The organism is Variovorax sp. FG153 (assembly GCF_057809595.1).
Genome location: NZ_JBMDKG010000051.1, coordinates 1 through 17,152 on the forward strand (window position 1 = coordinate 1; position 17,152 = coordinate 17,152).

The 17,152-nt window shown below is 70.9% G+C and carries 16 protein-coding genes; 4 read left to right on the top strand and 12 right to left on the bottom strand.

The window, feature by feature from the left end; genetic code table 11:
• The coding region (locus tag ACODT0_RS35000; RefSeq protein WP_489043346.1) for an alpha/beta fold hydrolase at positions 1-340 on the top strand (340 nt) is incomplete at its 5' end.
• A 1-nt stretch (position 341) separates the two neighbouring features.
• Positions 342-1,241, top strand: a complete 900-nt coding sequence (locus ACODT0_RS35005) for an aminotransferase class IV (RefSeq protein WP_057595317.1) — start codon at positions 342-344, stop codon at positions 1,239-1,241.
• A gap of 10 nt (positions 1,242-1,251) precedes the next feature.
• On the opposite strand, the gene ACODT0_RS35010 is transcribed toward ACODT0_RS35005, so the two are convergent.
• The gene (locus ACODT0_RS35010) at positions 1,252-3,189 is read right to left on the bottom strand and encodes a sigma-54-dependent Fis family transcriptional regulator (protein ID WP_489043347.1); all 1,938 of its coding nucleotides are present in this window, start codon (positions 3,187-3,189) and stop codon (positions 1,252-1,254) included.
• Positions 3,190-3,351: 162 nt separating this feature from the next.
• On the opposite strand from ACODT0_RS35010, the gene ACODT0_RS35015 reads away from it, so the two are divergent.
• Positions 3,352-3,810 carry a hypothetical protein gene (locus ACODT0_RS35015; RefSeq protein ID WP_489043348.1) on the top strand — a complete coding sequence of 153 codons (459 nt, stop codon included), beginning with the start codon at positions 3,352-3,354 and terminating at the stop codon, positions 3,808-3,810.
• A 9-nt stretch (positions 3,811-3,819) separates the two neighbouring features.
• Here the strand turns inward: ACODT0_RS35015 and ACODT0_RS35020 are convergent, their stop codons facing one another.
• From ACODT0_RS35020 to ACODT0_RS35070, 11 genes are all read right to left on the bottom strand, one after another.
• Positions 3,820-5,694: a tannase/feruloyl esterase family alpha/beta hydrolase gene (locus ACODT0_RS35020; RefSeq protein WP_489043349.1), complete on the bottom strand. Its 1,875-nt coding sequence runs from the start codon at positions 5,692-5,694 to the stop codon at positions 3,820-3,822.
• Positions 5,695-5,782: 88 nt separating this feature from the next.
• Positions 5,783-6,682 (bottom strand): helix-turn-helix domain-containing protein, encoded by a 900-nt coding sequence (locus ACODT0_RS35025; protein ID WP_489043350.1) that lies wholly within the window; start codon positions 6,680-6,682, stop codon positions 5,783-5,785.
• Between the two features lie 9 nt (positions 6,683-6,691).
• Positions 6,692-7,393: an ABC transporter ATP-binding protein gene (locus tag ACODT0_RS35030; RefSeq protein ID WP_296740393.1), complete on the bottom strand. Its 702-nt coding sequence runs from the start codon at positions 7,391-7,393 to the stop codon at positions 6,692-6,694.
• Between the two features lie 85 nt (positions 7,394-7,478).
• Positions 7,479-8,231, bottom strand: coding sequence for an ABC transporter ATP-binding protein (locus ACODT0_RS35035; RefSeq protein WP_057595312.1), 753 nt, complete (start codon positions 8,229-8,231; stop codon positions 7,479-7,481).
• Entirely contained in the window at positions 8,228-9,220 is a 993-nt protein-coding gene (locus tag ACODT0_RS35040; protein ID WP_489043373.1) for a branched-chain amino acid ABC transporter permease, read from the bottom strand. The genes ACODT0_RS35035 and ACODT0_RS35040 overlap by 4 nt, the downstream gene beginning before the upstream one ends.
• A 26-nt stretch (positions 9,221-9,246) precedes the next feature.
• Positions 9,247-10,119 (bottom strand): branched-chain amino acid ABC transporter permease, encoded by an 873-nt coding sequence (locus ACODT0_RS35045; RefSeq protein WP_057595310.1) that lies wholly within the window; start codon positions 10,117-10,119, stop codon positions 9,247-9,249.
• A 148-nt stretch (positions 10,120-10,267) separates the two neighbouring features.
• Positions 10,268-11,443: an ABC transporter substrate-binding protein gene (locus tag ACODT0_RS35050; RefSeq protein ID WP_057595309.1), complete on the bottom strand. Its 1,176-nt coding sequence runs from the start codon at positions 11,441-11,443 to the stop codon at positions 10,268-10,270.
• The gene (locus tag ACODT0_RS35055; protein WP_057595308.1) at positions 11,440-12,246 is read right to left on the bottom strand and encodes an alpha/beta fold hydrolase; all 807 of its coding nucleotides are present in this window, start codon (positions 12,244-12,246) and stop codon (positions 11,440-11,442) included. The genes ACODT0_RS35050 and ACODT0_RS35055 overlap by 4 nt, the downstream gene beginning before the upstream one ends.
• Positions 12,243-13,790, bottom strand: coding sequence for a benzoate-CoA ligase family protein (locus ACODT0_RS35060; protein ID WP_057595307.1), 1,548 nt, complete (start codon positions 13,788-13,790; stop codon positions 12,243-12,245). The genes ACODT0_RS35055 and ACODT0_RS35060 overlap by 4 nt, the downstream gene beginning before the upstream one ends.
• Before the next feature lie 62 nt (positions 13,791-13,852).
• Positions 13,853-15,403, bottom strand: a complete 1,551-nt coding sequence (locus tag ACODT0_RS35065; RefSeq protein WP_261212217.1) for a 3,4-dehydroadipyl-CoA semialdehyde dehydrogenase — start codon at positions 15,401-15,403, stop codon at positions 13,853-13,855.
• The gene (locus tag ACODT0_RS35070) at positions 15,400-15,900 is read right to left on the bottom strand and encodes a DUF4863 family protein (RefSeq protein ID WP_489043351.1); all 501 of its coding nucleotides are present in this window, start codon (positions 15,898-15,900) and stop codon (positions 15,400-15,402) included. The genes ACODT0_RS35065 and ACODT0_RS35070 overlap by 4 nt, the downstream gene beginning before the upstream one ends.
• A gap of 162 nt (positions 15,901-16,062) precedes the next feature.
• On the opposite strand from ACODT0_RS35070, the gene ACODT0_RS35075 reads away from it, so the two are divergent.
• The gene (locus tag ACODT0_RS35075) at positions 16,063-16,998 is read left to right on the top strand and encodes a helix-turn-helix transcriptional regulator (RefSeq protein WP_057595304.1); all 936 of its coding nucleotides are present in this window, start codon (positions 16,063-16,065) and stop codon (positions 16,996-16,998) included.
• The last annotated feature ends 154 nt before the right edge of the window (positions 16,999-17,152 follow it).

Sequence of the window (17,152 nt, forward strand, 5' to 3'; positions counted from 1 at the left end):
CCCCCCCCCCCCCCCCCCCCCCCCCCCCCCCCCCCCCGGCCCGGGGTGGGGCGAGCGCCTCGCATCGCTGTTCGCACCGGGGCAGCTGCTCGCGCTCGACGACCTGCGCCACCTGCGCTGCCCGACGCTGTTCGTGGTCGGGGCCGAGGACCGCGTGGTCACGCCCGCGGTGGTGCGCGACATCGCGCGCCAGGTCGAGGGCAGCCGCGTGGCCGAGATCGCGGCCGCGGGGCACTCGCCGTACTTCGAACAGGCGCAGAACTTCAACGCCGCGGTGCTGGCCTTTCTCGTCGACGCCTGGGCCGGCGCGCGCCAGGGTTTTCCAACTGCAGGAGCTTGAGATGCGATTCGAGAACGCTTCCTTCCTCGGGCGTCGCGCGATGCTCGCCATGGGCCTGTCGGCCGTCGGCGGCGTCGGCGCGGCCGATGTGCCCGCACCCGCACCGGCCGTGGGTCGCATCGACGGCGAGCCGCCCTCGGTCGGCGACCTGCGCGCGATGGCGCTCGCCAACTACGGGCACTTCAGCACCATGCGCATCCGCCGGCGCAGCGTGCAGGGCCTGGACTTCCAGCTGGCCCGGCTGGACCGCAGCACGCGGCTCCTGTTCGGCAGCGAGCTCGATGGCGAGCGGGTGCGCCGGCTGGTGCGCGAGGCCGTGCCCGACGACGACCGGACCTGGCTGGTGCGCATCAACGTCTTCCCGCGCGTGGCGGGCTTCGCCGATCTCACCAGGCCGATGCCCGCCGGCGTGTTCGTCACCCAGTCGCCGCTCGCGGCCGAGGCGCCGCCGCCACGCGCCGTGCGCTCGGTGCAGCACGAGCGCGTGCTGCCCGAGGTCAAGCACGTCGGCACCTTCGGCCTGTTCCACCACCGCAAGCTCGCGCAGGCGGCGGGTTTCGACGACGCGCTGTTCCTCGACGCGCGGCGCAGCATCTCGGAGGGAAGCACGTGGAACGTCGGCTTCTACGACGGGCGCCGGGTGGTGCTGCCGACCGCGCCCGCGCTGCCCGGCGGTGCCATCCATCTGCTGCGGCTGGGCATGCGCTCGCATGGCATTCCCTTCGTCGAGCGCGACATCCGCATCGACGAGATCAAGGATTTCGAGCTGGCTTTCTGGACCAACGTGCCCGACACGGTGCGGCCGCTGCGGCGCATCGATGCGACCGAGTTCCCGGTGACGCATCCGCTGCACGAGCGCCTGAAGGCCTGCTACGAATCGAACGCATGGACCGCGCTGTAGCGGTGTGCGATCAGCCGCGCCGGGGCGCCACGATCCCGAGCCGCTTCATGTGCCGGTACACGGTGGCGCGGCTCAGGCCCAGCGCATCGGCCGCCTGCGCGACGCGCCAGCGGTGCTGGCGCAGTGCCGCGAGCAGCCGGTCCGATTCGGCGGCCGTGTCCTCGGCCGCGTCGACCACGGCCGCCGCGGGCATCGCCACCGCAACACGCTCCGGCAGCCGAAGATCCTCCATCCTCACTTCGCGCCCCGTGCACAACGCCAGCGCGAGCCGCAGCACGTTGCGCAGCTCGCGCAGGTTGCCGGGCCAGCGGTGCGCCATCAGCGCCTCGATCGCTTCGGCCGAGAGCCGCGCGTTCGAATCCACGGCGGCGGCCTCCTCGGCGAACAGGCTGTCGATCAGATGGCGGCGGTCGCGGCGTTCGCGCAGCGGCGGCAGCTTCAGCACGGCGCCGCATAGGCGGTAGTAGAGGTCCTCGCGGAAGCGGCCTGCCGCGACGAGTTCGCTCAGGCCCCGGTGCGTGGCGGCCACCACCGCGAGGTCCACGCGCTGCGGTGCGTCGCCGCCCAGCGGCAGCACCTCGCCTTCGGACAGCACGCGCAGCAGCCGTGTCTGCAGGGCCATCGGCATGTCGCCGATCTCGTCGAGGAACAGCGTGCCGCGGTCGGCCTGCGCGATCAGGCCCTTCATGCCCTTGCTGCGGCCGCCGGTGAAGGTGCCGGGCAAATAGCCGAACAGCTCGCTCTCGATCAGCGAATCGGGAATGGCCGCGCAGTTCACGGCCACGAACGACAGGGCCGCGCGGCGGCTCGCGTCGTGCAGCGCGCGCGCCAGCACCTCCTTGCCGCTGCCGGTCTCGCCCTCGATCAGCACGTGGATGCCGCGGTCGACCAGCCGGCGCGCCTGCGCGAGCAGCGACTGCATCGCGGGATCGTCGCCCGCGATGCGCTCGAGCGGCGGCAGCCGGTCGACGCCATGGAGAGGCTTGCGCTCGGCGGGCGGCACCGGCGCGGCCGTGCGGCGCGCCACGCGCGGCGCGAGCAGCGAGGCGTGGTACTCGCCGCCGTCCGGCAGCAGCACCGTGTGGGCGAAGGGCATGGCCGATGCGCTCGCGCCCAGGCGCCAGATCGCATCGAGCGGCATGCGCAGCAGCTCGGCCACGCCGGTGCCGACCGGATGGGCCGCGAACAGCCGCCGCGCGCTGCTGTTCGCGCCGACCACCGTGCCCGCCTCGTCGAGCGCGAGCATCAGCTCGCCGGCCACGTCGACCAGGCCGAAGGCGCTGCCCAGCCGCAGCACCCAGTGGCCGCGGAAGTGGCGCAGGAAATCGGCGTCCTCGATCATGCGCGCGTAGATCGCGACCAGGTGCCGCACCAGGTGCTGGCTCTCCTTGGCCTCGGGCGAATGCAGCGCCGACACGTCGAGCACCGCCGTGAGCCGCCCGCCATGGTCGAACAGCGGCGCGGTGGTGCAGGTCAGCGCGATGTGGGTGGCGTCGAAGTGCTCGGTCTGGTGGCAGGTCATCGGTGCCTGCTCGACCAGGCAGGTGCCCACGCCGCAGGTGCCCGCATGCGCCTCGTTCCAGTCGGCGCCGAGGTAGAGGCCGGCCTTGCGCAACTGGTCGTCCCAGGCCGGGTTGCCGATGTAGTCGACCGTGATGCCCTCGGCATCGGTCACCAGCACCATGTAGCCGAGGTCGGCCACGCGGCGGTAGATGTCCTCCATGCCCGCGCGCGCGGTGCACAGGAAGTGCTCGAGCTGCTGCTGGTGCGCGCGCACCTCGTGCGCCGGCAGGATGCGCGCGGGCGTGGGCCGCGAGGGATCGAGGCCATGGTCGCGCACGCAGCGCGCCCACGACTTGTGGACCAGGCTGGTCGCCGGATCGGCCAGCGCGGTGCCGGTGGCGATCGAATAGACGTTGTCGATGTGGCGCGATTGCAGGGAAGGCATGCTCGACCTCGCGATGGCGCGCGGCCGCCGGAAGATCGGGGCGCGGCCGCGCAGCCGGACATCATTCGGCTGTCGCGCTGTCGCGGCACAGAGGTGAAACCCGGTGCGCCACCGGACTTTCACCGGGACGCGCTACGCTTGGTCTCCACCGGAGACCGATGCATGCACACCTTCCAGCTCTTCGCCGACTACTTTCAGTTCTACATCCAGGACGAATCCGCCGAAGGCGATCTTTCCGATGCATGGAGCGACGAGGCCGTGGAACGCATGCTCGCGACCGCGCCCGGCGTGGTCGGCATCGGCACGGCGCGCAACATGAACGTGCCGGTCACGCTCGAGATCCTCGAGGCCGCGCCGCCGCTCGATGCCGATGCGTGGGACCACGTGGTCGAGTGCACGCTCGCGACGGCGAGCGGGCGCCTCGCGATCGCGGGGTGCACCGATTACTTTCCCGATGCGGCGCGCATGGCGATCGCGCCGGGCACCTACCGCGTGCGCGCCTGCTACGCGGGGCTCGCGACGCTGTCCGAGGACGGGCTCGAGGGCGAGGACCGCTACCACCTCGCGCTGTGGCCGGCGCCGGCCATCGAGCCCACGGTCGTCAAGCAGCGCGCGGCTTGAGCGCACGGCTCAGCGGCAGGCGAAGCTCTCCGCCTTCGAGGTATCGCCGCCCAGGTACGCGATCTTCTTCGGATAGGTGCACAGCGGCCGCGCGAGCGACTTGTCGCTGTTGCTCAGCACGATGTTCTCGGGCGGGATGCCCTTCTCGACCCAGTCGGTGAGCGCGGTGAACAACTGGTTCGGCGCGGGCAGCGGCGGGTTGGCCGCGGGGCTGGTGCCGGGAAGGCCGTCGACCGAGCCCACGCCCAGGCAATGGCCCATCGCGGGGATCTCGAGGTAGCGGTAGAACTTCTGCAGCGCATCGATGCCGCCCATCGCGCCGGCCGCGCGCTCGTAGTAGTGGGCGGTGCCCGAGTTCGGGATCAGCTGGTCGGCCAGGCCGTGGTAGGTCAGCATCTTCGCGCCGCGGTCGCGGAAGCGCGCGAGGTCGGGGTTGTCGGTGTCGATGTTCGCGAACGCGCGTTGCAGCGCCTTGCCGCGGTCGCTGGCATTGGCGAGCTGCGCGTAGCCCAGGCCCTTCCAGCGGTCGGCGCCGTTGCCGGTGGCGTTGATGAAATCGGGCGTGGCGAGCGTCGGGTCCTGCAGGTTCAGCGCGACCTGGTGCACGGCGACGGGGAAGGGCGCGGGCACGCCGCCGGCCGAGCCGGCCAGGCCCGAGAGCGCGGTGCCGCGCGGGAGGCCGTACCAGAGCTGGTTCGACGCCAGCACGGGGCCGTAGCCGATGTCGGCCGCGGCCGGCGGCACGCTGCCGTCGCGGGTCTGGCCATACCAGATCTTGTTGACGGCCTGCGCCTGCGCGGTGCTCAGGCAGGCGGCGGTGGCATTGCTGCCGCCGCTCGCGGTGCACAGCACGGCCTTGTCCTGCACCGGGTCGTAGCGGCAGGCGGCGGGGTCGCTGATGAAGCCCTCGTGCTTGCCGGTGAGCTGGCTGTCGCAGGCGCTGACCGCGGCCGAGGACACCAGCGTGGCCTGCGCGGGCGTGAGCGGCGTGCCGCCGAGGTCGCGCTGCATCACGACCTGGGGATAGAGCTCGGCCGTGATGAAGCGGGTCCAGTTGATCGCGCTGTTGCCCGCGAGGATGCCGTCGAAGTCGTCGGGATTGGCCTGCGCCTGCATGTGGCCCTGGCGGCCGCCGGTGGAACAGCCGTCCCAGTACGAGTACTTCGGCGCCGCGCCGTAGAAGCCGGCCGCGAGCGCCTTGGCCTTGACCGCCATCTCGTGGATGCCGCGGCTCGCGAAGTCGGTCCACAGCGCGGTGTTGATGGTGCCGTCGGGGTTCATCGCGAAGGAGCCGTCGGCGCCGGCCACCGGGTTCGACGAGGCATGGCCGGTGTCGGTGACGGCACTGACCGACCCCTCGATGCCGGCGACGAGCGCGGGCGAGTTGAGGCCGGTGGAACTGCCGGTGCGGTCGAGCGCGCCGATCGAAGGCTCGCCCGCGAAGCCGCCGCCGCCGAGCACGCGCACGCGCTGGTTCCACGCGGCCCTGGCCGGCAGCCAGACCTCGATGCCGATGCCCGGCGAAGTCGAGGGCGCGCCCGCGGGGCCTGGGTTGCCCGGCCCGACGTTGAGCTTGACCATGCACAGGTCGCTGGCCGCGAGCGTGCCGGTGGCCTTGCCGTCGAGGTTGAGGTCGTCGCCCTTCCTGAACTGCTTCACCAGCCGCACGGTGGTGTTCGCATCGGGCTTGAACGCGGTCTTGAGGCTGTCGTCGCAAGTCAGCGCGAGCGGTGCGGCGGGTGGCGGCGCGGCCGGCACGATCGGCAGCGCGGTGCCCGACGAGCCGCTGCCGCCGCAGGCCGAGAGCGCGGCGGCCGCGGCGAGGCACAGCAGGGCGATGGAGGGTGGAACGGAACGGGTGTGGGATCTGTTGTCGTGGCGCATCTTCTGTCTCCTGTGTTGGCAGACATCGAATGTGCCGAGCGTGCCTCGCACGGTCTATCGACATGCGATCGGCGCTTGCAGGATTCCCTCAACCGGCCTTCGGACTTACCCGCGATGCACGCGTGCGCGCGGGCGTGCTGCCCACGAGCTGGCGGAACACCTGCGTGAAATGCGCCTGGCTCGAGAAGCCCACCGCCTGCGCGATCTCGGCCAGCGCGAGCGGGCCGTCGAGCAGCGCGAGCGCCTGTCGCACGCGCTGCTCCATCACGTAGCGATAGGGCGTGGCGCCGGTGCTGGCGCGAAAGAGCCGCGTGAAGTGCACCGCGCTCAGCTGCAGCTCGGCCGCGAGCGCGTCGATGCCGAAATCCTCGGCCAGGTGCGCCATCACCCAGTCGTAGACGCGGCGCAGGTCGGCCTGCGAGAGCCGCCCGCGCGGGCGCTGCACGTTGCGCGCGCAGCCGTAGCGCGCCTGCAGGTAGCTCGCGAGCGCCATCGACAGCCCCTGCGCATGCAGCCGGCCCGAGCTGCAGCCGCGCTCGATCTCGTCGCGCATGGCGCTGGCCAGCAGTTGCAAGGTGGCATCGGTGGTCGAGAGCTGGGTCTGCAGGTGCAGCTCGCCGTCGCTCTCGGGCATGAGGCGGCGCAGCGCCTCGGGGCGGATCTCGATCGCCACCATCTCCTCGATGCGGCCGGTCCAGCTCGCGCGGTCGACCTCGTAGCCCCGCTCGAAGATGCTCATGCCGCCCGAGTGCGTCTCGGTGCGATGCGAACGCCGGCCCTGCGTCATGACGCCGTGCACATGGCCGCGCACGCACAGCGCGATCAGCGGATGCGGGTTGTAGCAGGCCGGGTTCTCGCCGTCGCCGATCATCGAGCGGACCTCGAGCGCGAAGCCCTGCCACGGCGTGGCGCCGGCGTTCAGCAGCAGCCGGCCGTCCATGCGCAGCGGCTTGCCCGCGGTGTCGAGCAGGCTGATCTCGCGCGTCATGGCACGTTCTCAGACCCCGAGCAAGGCCTCCAGCGCCTGCGGCTGCGCGAGCAGCGCGCCCGAGGCGCCCTGGCGCACGATCTGGCCCTTCTCCATCACCACCGCGAGCTCGGTGTGGGCCAGCACCTTGCGGTAGTCGCGGTCCACGATCAGGGTGGCGATGCCGGTCTGGCGGATCTGCTCGATCACGCGCCAGATCTCGGCCACGATCAGCGGCGCCAGGCCCTCGGTCGCTTCGTCGAGGATCAGCAGGCGCGGGTTGGTCATCAGCGCGCGGCCGATCGACAGCATCTGCTGCTCGCCGCCCGAGAGCTGCTGGCCGCCGTGCGACAGCCGCTCGGCCAGCCGCGGGAAGGTGGCCATCACGCGCTCGAAGGTCCAGGCGCGCCGGCCGTCGATGCCCGCGCGCTCGCTCATCACGAGGTTCTCGCGCACCGAGAGGTTGGGGAAGATGCCGCGGCCCTCGGGCACGTAGCCGATGCCCAGGCGCGCCATCTTCTCGGGCGGCAGGCCGGTGACCGTGCGGCCGTCGACCTGCACCTCGCCCGAGGCGGGGCGCACGTAGCCCATGATCGTGCGGATCAGCGTGGTCTTGCCCATGCCGTTGCGGCCCAGCAGGCCGACCGAGGTCGCGGCCGGGATCTCGGCATGCACGCCGCGCAGGATGTGGCTGTTGCCGTAGTAGGTGTTGAGGTCCTTGACGTTGAGCATCAGAGGCCTCCCGCCGGGCCGCCCCAAGGCAGGCCTGCGCCCCCCCGGGGGGCAGCGATGACACGAAGTGCGGAGCGTGGGGGCATCAGTGTTCCTCTCCCAGGTAGGCGGTGCGGACTTCGGGGTTCTCGCGGATCGCGTCGGGGCTGCCGGTGGCGATCACCGTGCCGTTGACCATCACCGTGATGCGGTCGGCCACGCGGAACACCGCGTCCATGTCGTGCTCCACCAGCAGGATGGCGTGCGTGGCCTTGAGCTGCGCGAGCAGGTTCAGCATGCGGTCGGTCTCCTCCGCGCCCATGCCGGCCAGCGGCTCGTCGAGCAGCAGCACGCGCGGATGCGTGGCCAGGCACATCGCCACCTCGAGCTGGCGCTGCGCGCCGTGGCTCAGCGTGCCGGCGATGCGGTGCGCCTCGGCGGCGAGGCCCGCGGCCTCGAGCGCCGCGTCGGCCGAGGCCGAGCTCGCGGCGCAGCCGCGCGACGACTGCCAGATCGCCCAGGGCCGCGGCGTGGCCGCCTGCGCCGCGAGGCGGCAGTTCTCGTGCACGCTGAACTCCGGGAAGATGGTGGTGCGCTGGTAGCTGCGGCCCACGCCCGCGAGCGCGCGGCGGAACTGCGCGCGCGTCGTGATGTCCTCGCCGTCGAGGCGGATGCGGCCGGCCGAGGCCTCGATTTCGCCCGAGAGCATGTTGATCAGGGTCGACTTGCCCGCGCCGTTGGTGCCGATCACCGCATGCACCTCGCCCACGTGCAGGTCGAGCGTGACCGCGTTGACCGCGACCAGGCCGCCGAAGCGGCGGGTCAGGCCCTCGACGGACAGCAGCACGGAATCGTTCATGCCCCGCTCCTCGGCGACAGCCGCTGCACCAGCCCGATCAGGCCCTTGGGCAGCAGCGCCACGAACACGATGATGGTCAGCCCCAGCGTGAGCTGCCAGTGGTCGGCCAGCGGCCCGAGCAGCGCGTGGGTCGAGAAGATCTCCTTGAGCAGCGTGAAGGCGATGGCGCCGATCACCGCGCCGCGCAGGTGGCCCAGGCCGCCGAGGATCACCATCAGCAGCACCTCGCCCGAGTTGTGCCAGGCCATCAGCTCGGGGTTGACCACGCCGTCGCGCGAAGCCAGCAGGAAGCCCGCGAGGCCGGCCAGCGCGCCGGCCAGCACGAAGGCCGCGAGCTTGTAGGCGTAGGTGGGGAAGCCCGCCGCGCGCATGCGCTGCTCGTTGACGCGGATGCCCGCGAGCGCCGCGCCGAAGCGCGAGCGGCGCAGCAGCGCGAGCAGCGCGTAGGTGAACACCAGCGCCGTCAGCACCACGTAGAACAGCACCGTGCGGTTCTCGAGGTCGAGCGCACCGAGGGCCGGGCGCACGTAGAGGTAGATGCCGTCGCTGCCGCCGCCGACCTTGGTGTCGTGGAACACGAAGAAGGCCATCTGCGCGAAAGCCAGCGTCACCATGATGAAGTAGACGCCGCGCGTGCGCAGGCTCAGCGCGCCGACGAACAGGGCATAGAGCCCGGCCGCGCCCATGGCCGCGGGCAGCAGCAGCGCGAAGTTGCCGCCCTCCGCGCCCGAGGCCAGCACCGTGACGTAGGCGCCGATGCCGTAGAAGGCCGCGTGGCCCAGGCTCACGAGGCCGGTCATGCCGACCAGCAGCTCGAGGCTCAGCGCGAAGATCGACAGGATCATCACCTTGACGATGAAGTCCGAGGCGTAGTTGCCCAGCAGCGGGCCGGCGATGCCGATGGCCAGCGCGCAGGCCAGCGGCAGCGCCGTGCCGCCGAACGAGCCGGCGTTCCGGGCGAGTGAAGAAGAGGGCGTGGAGGCAATCATGCGCGTGGAGGTCCTGGGGATCGAACTCATGGACGCCGTCCCATCAGCCCCTCGGGCTTCCAGATCAGCACGATCGCCATCAGCAGGTAGATGCCGATGCCGCTCAGGTCGGCGAAGAACACCTTGCCGAAGGTGTCGACGAAGCCCACCAGCAGCGAGGCGACGAGCGCGCCGGTGATCGAGCCGATGCCGCCGATCACCACCAGCACGAAGCAGATGATCAGCACGCTCGCGCCCATGTTGGGATAGACCGAGGACATCGGCGCGGCGATCATGCCGGCCAGCGCCGCGAGCGCCACGCCGGCCGCGAAGACGATGCGGTAGAGCCGCTTCACGTCGATGCCCAGGCCGCGCACCATGTCGCGGTTGCTCGCGCCGGCGCGGATCATCATGCCCAGGCGCGTGCGGTTGACCACCCAGTACAGCGCCAGCGCCAGCACGATGCAGGCGGCCGAGGCGAACAGGCGATACCAGGGATAGCTCATCACGCTGCCCAGCGCGAAGCTGCCGTCGAGCCAGGCCGGCACCTTCACGCCGTGCACGTCGTTGCCCACCAGGATCGAGCGCAGTTCCTCGAACACCAGGATCAGGCCGTAGGTCATGAGCACCTGCTGCAGGTGGTCGCGCTGGTAGAGGTAGCTGAAGAAGGCCCACTCGAGCAGGTAGCCGAAGATGGCGGCGAGCACCACGCCGGCCGCCAGCATCAAAAGGAACTGGTCGCCGAACAGCGGCGCCAGCGAGAACGCCATGTAGGCGCCGATCATGTAGAAGCTGCCGTGCGCGAGGTTGATCACGCCCATGATCCCGAAGATCAGCGTCAGGCCCGAGGCCACGAGAAAGAGCAGCAGTCCGTACTGAACCGAGTTCAGGCACTGGACGAGGAAGGTGCCGAAGTCCACGTTAGGTCATCCGGGTTGGGCTGGAGAAGCGGGCGCGAAGCGCCGCGATGTTCGGGAGACACCGCGGATCCGGCTTGGCCGGTCCGCAGGCGTCGCCCCCTCGAGGGGGGAGTCGAGCTACACGAAGTGAGCGAGGGACGGGGGCGGGTTACATCCTGCAGCCGCGCGCGGGGTCGGCCAGGCCCTTGATCGCCGTGCTCACCAGCTTGTTCTCCTTGCCGTCCACCTTGCGCAGATAGATGTCCTGCACCGGGTTGTGCGACTTGCTGACCGTGAACGCGCCGCGCGGGCTGTCGATCTTCGCCTTCTCGACCGCGGCCGCGAAGTCGGCCTTCTTCGTGATGTCGCCCTTGGTGGCCGCGAGGCCCACGCCCAGCATCTGCGCGGCGTCGTAGCCCTGCACCGCGTACACGTCGGGCTGCAGCTTGAAGGTCTTGGCGTAGGCGGTGCGGAAGGCGTTGTCGCGCGGCGTGTTCAGGCCGTCGGCGTAGTGCAGCGTGGTGAGCATGCCCTGCGCCGATTCGCCCTGCGCCTCGAGCGTGCCGTCGGTGAGGAAGCCCGGGCCGTACAGCGGGATGGTCTTGTTCAGGCCCGCGGCCTGGTAGTCCTTGACGAACTTCACCGCACCGCCGCCCGCGAAGAAGGCATACACGGCATCGGGCTTGGCCGCCGCGATCTCGGTCAGCAGCGCCTGGAACTCCACGTTCGGGAACGGCAGCGTGAGCTGCTTGTCGACCTTGCCGCCGGCCTTCTCGAAGCCTTCCTTGAAGCCGTTGACCGACTCCTCGCCGGCCGCGTACTTCCAGGTGATGGTCATGACCTTCTTCTTGCCCTGCTGCTTGGCCGCCACCTCGCCCATGGCGTAGGCCGGCTGCCAGTTGCTGAACGAGCTGCGGAAGATGTTGGGCGCGCACATCGGGCCGGTGACGGCGTCGGCGCCGGCGTTGGGCACGATCAGCACGGTGCCGCTCTCCTTGGCGGCCTTGGCCATGGCCATCGCCACGCCCGAGTGCACGGTGCCCACGATCACGTCGACGTTGTCGCGCTTGATCAGCTTGTTGACGTTGTCGGTGGCCTTGGCGGGATCGGACTCGTCGTCGACCTTGAAGTACTCGATCTCGCGGCCCGCGAGCTTGCCGCCCTGCTCGTCGACGTAGAGCTTGAAGCCGTTCTCGATCGCCACGCCGAGCGCGGTGTAGGTGCCGCTGTAGGGCAGCATCAGGCCGACCTTGAGCTTGCCCGTGCCCTGGGCCGAGGCGGCCGTGCACAGCGCGGCGAAGGACAGCGCGGTCAGCGCGAGGCGGGTGGTGTGGCGAATGGTCATGAGGTTTGTCTCCTGTTTTTGGTGATGAACGAAGTGGCCGCGACGATGACACGATCCGGCTGATCGCGATGCGGGGAATGCCCGCATTCGGGGATCTCGAGCAGCTCGCAGCCGGGCACGCGCGCGGCGATGCCGCGGATCTGCGCGAGGCTGCCGTACTCGTCGCCGAGCCCCTGCACGGCGAGCACGGGGCAGCGGATCGCGTCGAGCTCGGCCTCGATGTTCCAGTCGCGGAACGGCGGATGCAGCCAGATGCGGTTCCAGCCCCAGAAGGCCGAGTCGGCGCTGTCGTGGTAGCGGCCGAGCTTCCGGGGCAGGTCGGTGCCGAGGTAGGCGGTGCGCGCGAGCTCGATGTTCGCCACCGTCACGTCTTCCACGAAGATGTGCGGCGCGAGCACGACCAGGCCCGCGACGCGGTCGGGAAAGCGCGCGGCGTAGAGCAGCGAGATCGAGCCGCCGTCGCTGTGGCCGAACAGCCAGGGCTTTTCGCCGTCGAGCGCGAGCGCGCTGAACAGCGCGGGCAGCACCTCGTGCGCCTGGCGGTGCATGAAGTCCACGTCCCAGATCTCGTCCTCGGCGCGCGGCGTGGAGCGGCCGTAGCCGGGGCGCGAGAACACCAGGCCGCGCACGCCGGCGGCTTCGCACAGGCGCGCGGGGAAGTCCTTCCACATCGCGACCGAGCCGAGGCCCTCGTGCAGGAACACGACCAGCGGTGCGTCGGCGCGCTCGGGCGCGATCCACTGGCACTCGATGCGCACCGCGCGGCCGCGCCAGTCGATGGTGGCGAAGTCTGGAAAGCTCATGCCTGCTTCTCGCGCTCGCGCAGCCGGAAGCGCTGGATCTTGCCGGTGGCGGTCTTCGGCAGCTCGGCCACGAACTCGAGGAAGCGCGGGTACTTGTAGGGCGCGAGGCGCTCCTTCACGAAGGCCTTGAGCTCGTCCTCGGTGGTGGCACCGCCGTCCTTGAGCACTACGAAGGCCTTGGTCTTCGTGAGGCCCTCGCCGTCCTCCTTGCCGATCACCGCGGCCTCGAGCACGGCCGGGTGCTGCATCAGCGTGGCCTCGACCTCGAAGGGCGAGACGTAGATGCCGCTGACCTTGAGCATGTCGTCGCTGCGACCCGCATAGGTGAAGTAGCCGTCGGCGTCGCGCGTGTATTTGTCGCCGCTCTTGGTCCAGCCGCCCTGGAAGGTCTCGCGCGACTTCTCGCGGTTGGTCCAGTACATCAGCGCCGAGCTCGGGCCGCGGATGTAGAGGTCGCCGACCTCGCCGTCGGGCACGGCGCGGCCGTCCTCGCCGCGCAGCTCGACCTCGTAGCCCTCGACCGGCTTGCCCGTGGTGCCGTAGCGCACGTCGTCGGGCCGGTTCGAGATGAAGATGTGCAGCATCTCGGTGGAGCCGATGCCGTCGATGATGTCGCAACCGAAGTGCGTCTTGAAACGCTGCGCGATCTCGCCGGGCAGCGCTTCGCCGGCCGACGAGCACATGCGCAGCGCCACCGCCTCGCGCGCCGGCAGCTTGGGCGAGGCGAGCATGCCCGCGAAGCCGGTGGGGGCGCCGAAGAAGACGGTGGGCTTGTGCTCCACCCAGCGGCGGAAGGTGGCATCGGGCGTGGGCCGCTCGGCCATCAGCACCACGGTGGCGCCCACCGACAGCGGGAAGGTCAGCGCATTGCCCAGGCCGTAGGCGAAATACATCTTGGCGGCCGAGAAGCAGACATCGTTCTCGCTCAGGCCCAGCACCGGCTTGCCGTAGAGCTCGGCGGTCCACCAGAGGTTGGCCTGCGTGTGGACCGTGCCCTTGGGCTTGCCGGTGGAGCCCGAGGAGTAGAGCCAGAAGCCCGGATCGTCGGAGGCCGTGAGCGCGGGCGCGGCCAGCGGCTCGGCGGCGGCGAGCGCGGCCTCGAAGTCCCGCGCGCCCTCGGGCAGCGCGCCCGCCGGTTGCGACACCAGCAGCGTGTGCAGCTCGTGGCCGCCGCGCGCCATCGCTTCCTGCAGCACCGGCAGCAGCGCGCCCGACACCAGCGCGGCCTGCGCGCGGCTGTGGTCGAGCATGTAGGCGTAGTCCTCGGGCGTGAGCAGCGTGTTGACGGCCACCGGCACGATGCCGGCATAGAGGCAGCCGAGGAAGCTCACGGGCCAGTCGTTGCCGTCGAGCATCAAGAGCAGCACGCGTTCCTCGCGGCGCACGCCCGCGGCCTTGAGCGCCGCGGCCAGGCGGCGCGCGCGGTCCTCGAGCTGGCCGTAGCTCAGCGTGCCGCGGTCGTCGATGTAGGCGGTGCGCGCGGCGCGTTCGCGGTTGAGCGCGAACAGGTGCTCGGCGAAGTTGAAGCGGGGTGGCAGGCTCATCGTGTGTCTCCTTGGGGCCTCAGTGGGGGGCGCTGCGGCTCTGTATCTATATGAAGGGGCGGCTACAGCCCCAGGGCGGCGAGCACGCCGTTGCTCGCCTGCACCGCGCTGCGGCGGTGGTAGAAGTCCAGCGCGCGCAGGCCGCCGAGTTCGGCGCCGCCGCCCGCGCGGCCCGGGCCGCCGTGCAGCGACATCGGCATCACGTTGCCGTGGCCGGTCTGGGCCTGCGCCACCTCGGGTGTGATCACGTGCACGCGGCCATGGCTGGCCGCGAGTTCGACCGCCGCCTGAGCGAGCGCGGTTTCGTCGGCGCCGTAGAGCGAGGTCACGAGCGAGCCCTGGCCGCGGTGGGCGAGGGCGAAGGCATGGGCCGTGTCGCGGTAGGGCAGCAGCGTGGCGACCGGGCCGAAGACCTCGATGTCGTGCACCTGCCGCGCCGCGTCGGCGTCGCGCGCGCCCAGCAGCACTGGGCCGATGCAGGCAGCCACGGCGGGGTCGGCGTCGACCAGCGGGCGATCGCGGCCGTCGTGCAGCACCTGGGTCTGCGCGGCGAGCGCATCGAGGCCCTCGCGCACCGCGGCGAGCTGCGCGCGGCTCACCAGCGAGCCCATGCGCACGCCCTCGTTGCGCGGGTTGCCCACGCTCACGCCCGCGAGCTTGGCGGCGATCGCCTCGGCGGCGGCGTCGTAGAGCTCGGCCGGCACGAGGATGCGGCGGATCGCGGTGCACTTCTGGCCCGCCTTCACCGTCATCTCGCGCACCACCTCTCGCACCAGCAGGTTGAAGGCCTCGCTGCCGGGCGCGGCGCCGGGCAGCAGCAGCGCGCTGTTGAGGCTGTCGGCCTCGATGTTCACGCGCACCGAGCGCCGCGCCACGGCGTCGTGCGAGCGGATCAGCGCGGCGGTATCGGCCGAGCCGGTGAACGAGACCACGTCGAAGGGCTGGAGCTGGTCCATCAGGCCGGCCGAGCTGCCGCAGATCACCGACAGCGCGCCCGCGGGCAGCACGCCCGCGTCGACCACGTCCTTGACCATGCGCTGCGTGAGCCAGGCGGTGGCGGTGGCCGGCTTCACGATCACCGGCACGCCCGAGAGCAGCGCGGGCGCGGCCTTCTCCCACAGGCCCCACGAGGGGAAGTTGAAGGCATTGATGAACAGCGCCACGCCATGGGTGGGCACCTGCAGGTGCTGCGACTGGAACAGCGGTTCCTTGCCGAGCCTGGCGGCCTCGCCGTCGCGTAAAGCGCGCACGTCGCCGAGCGCGTCGCCCCATTTCGCGTACTGGCCCAGCGTGAAGATCGCGCCGTCGATGTCGACGGCCGAGTCGTTCTTCACCGTGCCCGAGTTCGCGGTCGCGATCTCGTAATAGGCATCGCGGTTCGCCTGCAGCACCTTGACGATGGCGGCCAGCAGGCCAGCGCGCTGGCGGTAGCCAAGGGCGCGCAGCGCCTGGCCGCCCTGTTCGCGGGCGAACGAAAAGGCCCCGGGCAGGTCCAGCCCGGTGGCGTCGACGCGCACGAGCTCGGTGCCGAGAACCGGGTCGAAGAGGGGCGTGCCGGCGCCCGAGCCGCTTTGCCAGCGGCCGGCGACGTGATTGGCGAGGAGTTCGGTCATACGGTGAACTTGATCTGCCCTTCGGGCAAGAGGTAGAGAACGAGCGCGCGGCCTTGCGCGACGGTCGGGCGATGCGCGCTGCCGGGGCCGTAGACGCACCAGCCCGCGGGGCGGCCGTCGAAGGTGGCGCCGGGGCTGTCGTCCAGCGGCATGATCAGGTCGATCTCGCCCTGGGGATGGGTGTGGTGCGGGCCAGCGATGTCCTGCATGTCGACCACGTCGACCGAGAAGCGGTGCAGCGTGTCCTCGGCCTTGAAGACGCGGCCGTACTTGATGCCGCCGCCTTCGCGCTCGCACAGCCAGCCTTCGGCCACGCCCTGGCGGCAGGCGGCGCCGAGCCGCGCGAAGCTGGGGCTGCCGGCGCCATGGTTCGCGTTGAGCCAGCGGTCGAGCTCGGCGTCGAGCGGTCGGCCGGCGATCTCGGCGGTCAGGCCGGCGATCAGTTGGTGGAAGGCTTCCTTGCCGCTGGGGCTGGCAGGGTGGCTGCTGTCGGACATCGTGGGCCTCGAACTTTGGTATTGCCTTGCAGGAATGCTGCACGTGCAGTATCTTGCGTGTGGCCGAACAATAAGCATCGAGACAATCAGTGTCAAGCAATATAGTGCATCTATGGTGTTTACCCTGAGCGCGCACAATGCCGGCGAAACAAGAGGAATGGCATGAATGAGCATGTAGACGCGGTGCTGGCCACCGCGCCGGAAGGCGCCGCCCCCGCCGCGCCCGGGGAGGTGAAGAACCCGCTGCTGGTCGCGCTCGGCGAGCGCGTGCGCAACCTGCGCGCGCAGCGCGGGCTCACGCGCAAGGCGGTGGCGATCGCGGCCGAGGTGTCGGAGCGCCATCTCGCCAACCTCGAGTACGGCATCGGCAACGCCTCGATCCTGGTGCTGCAGCAGGTGGCGGGCGCGCTGCACTGCTCGCTGGCCGAGCTGGTCGGCGACGTGACCACCAGCTCGCCCGAGTGGCTGTTGATCCGCGAGCTGCTCGAGCACCGCAGCGAGGCCGACCTGCGCCGCGTGCGCGTGGCGCTCGGCGAACTGCTGGGCACGGCCTCGGTCGACCCGGCGCGGCACCGGCGCATCGCGCTCGTGGGCCTGCGCGGCGCGGGCAAGTCCACCCTGGGCCAGATGCTGGCCGACGACCTCGAGGTGCCGTTCGTCGAGCTGAGCCGCGAGATCGAGAAGCTCGCCGGCTGCAGCGTGCGCGAGATCCACGACCTCTACGGCACCAATGCCTACCGCCGCTACGAGCGCCGCGCGCTCGAGGAGGCGATCCAGATCTACAGCGAGGTGGTGATCGCCACGCCGGGCGGCATCGTCTCCGACCCCGCCACCTTCAACGAGCTGCTCGCGCACTGCACCACCGTCTGGCTGCAGGCCGCGCCCGAGGAGCACATGGGCCGCGTGGCCGCCCAGGGCGACACCCGCCCGATGGCCGCCAGCCGCGAGGCCATGGACGACCTGCGCCGCATCCTCAACGGCCGCGCCGCCTTCTATTCGAAGGCCGACCTCACGGTCGACACCAGCCGCCAGACCCTGCCGCAGAGCTTCCAGAGCCTGCGCGCCGCGGCCCGCCAGGCGATGGGCCTGAAGGCCTGACACGGCCGGCGCCGCCGCGCGCCGGAACGGGTTTCGGTCACATCCTCGAAAAAAAACGCATCAGGCATTGACGTGCCCGTAAACATGCAGCATGATGCATGTCATCGCCGCAGGAAAGTGCATTATTATTCGTGCATCGACCTTGTCCCGCGGC

What these genes read in the sequence shown, in the direction of transcription:
- ACODT0_RS35005 (WP_057595317.1), top strand. Translation starts at nt 342, where the DNA reads ATGCGATTCGAGAACGCTTCCTTCCTCGGGCGTCGCGCGATGCTCGCC.
- ACODT0_RS35010 (WP_489043347.1), bottom strand. Translation starts at nt 3,189, where the DNA reads ATGCCTTCCCTGCAATCGCGCCACATCGACAACGTCTATTCGATCGCC.
- ACODT0_RS35015 (WP_489043348.1), top strand. Translation starts at nt 3,352, where the DNA reads ATGCACACCTTCCAGCTCTTCGCCGACTACTTTCAGTTCTACATCCAG.
- ACODT0_RS35020 (WP_489043349.1), bottom strand. Translation starts at nt 5,694, where the DNA reads ATGCGCCACGACAACAGATCCCACACCCGTTCCGTTCCACCCTCCATC.
- ACODT0_RS35025 (WP_489043350.1), bottom strand. Translation starts at nt 6,682, where the DNA reads ATGACGCGCGAGATCAGCCTGCTCGACACCGCGGGCAAGCCGCTGCGC.
- ACODT0_RS35030 (WP_296740393.1), bottom strand. Translation starts at nt 7,393, where the DNA reads ATGCTCAACGTCAAGGACCTCAACACCTACTACGGCAACAGCCACATC.
- ACODT0_RS35035 (WP_057595312.1), bottom strand. Translation starts at nt 8,231, where the DNA reads ATGAACGATTCCGTGCTGCTGTCCGTCGAGGGCCTGACCCGCCGCTTC.
- ACODT0_RS35040 (WP_489043373.1), bottom strand. Translation starts at nt 9,220, where the DNA reads ATGATTGCCTCCACGCCCTCTTCTTCACTCGCCCGGAACGCCGGCTCG.
- ACODT0_RS35050 (WP_057595309.1), bottom strand. Translation starts at nt 11,443, where the DNA reads ATGACCATTCGCCACACCACCCGCCTCGCGCTGACCGCGCTGTCCTTC.
- ACODT0_RS35055 (WP_057595308.1), bottom strand. Translation starts at nt 12,246, where the DNA reads ATGAGCTTTCCAGACTTCGCCACCATCGACTGGCGCGGCCGCGCGGTG.
- ACODT0_RS35060 (WP_057595307.1), bottom strand. Translation starts at nt 13,790, where the DNA reads ATGAGCCTGCCACCCCGCTTCAACTTCGCCGAGCACCTGTTCGCGCTC.
- ACODT0_RS35065 (WP_261212217.1), bottom strand. Translation starts at nt 15,403, where the DNA reads ATGACCGAACTCCTCGCCAATCACGTCGCCGGCCGCTGGCAAAGCGGC.
- ACODT0_RS35070 (WP_489043351.1), bottom strand. Translation starts at nt 15,900, where the DNA reads ATGTCCGACAGCAGCCACCCTGCCAGCCCCAGCGGCAAGGAAGCCTTC.
- ACODT0_RS35075 (WP_057595304.1), top strand. Translation starts at nt 16,063, where the DNA reads ATGAATGAGCATGTAGACGCGGTGCTGGCCACCGCGCCGGAAGGCGCC.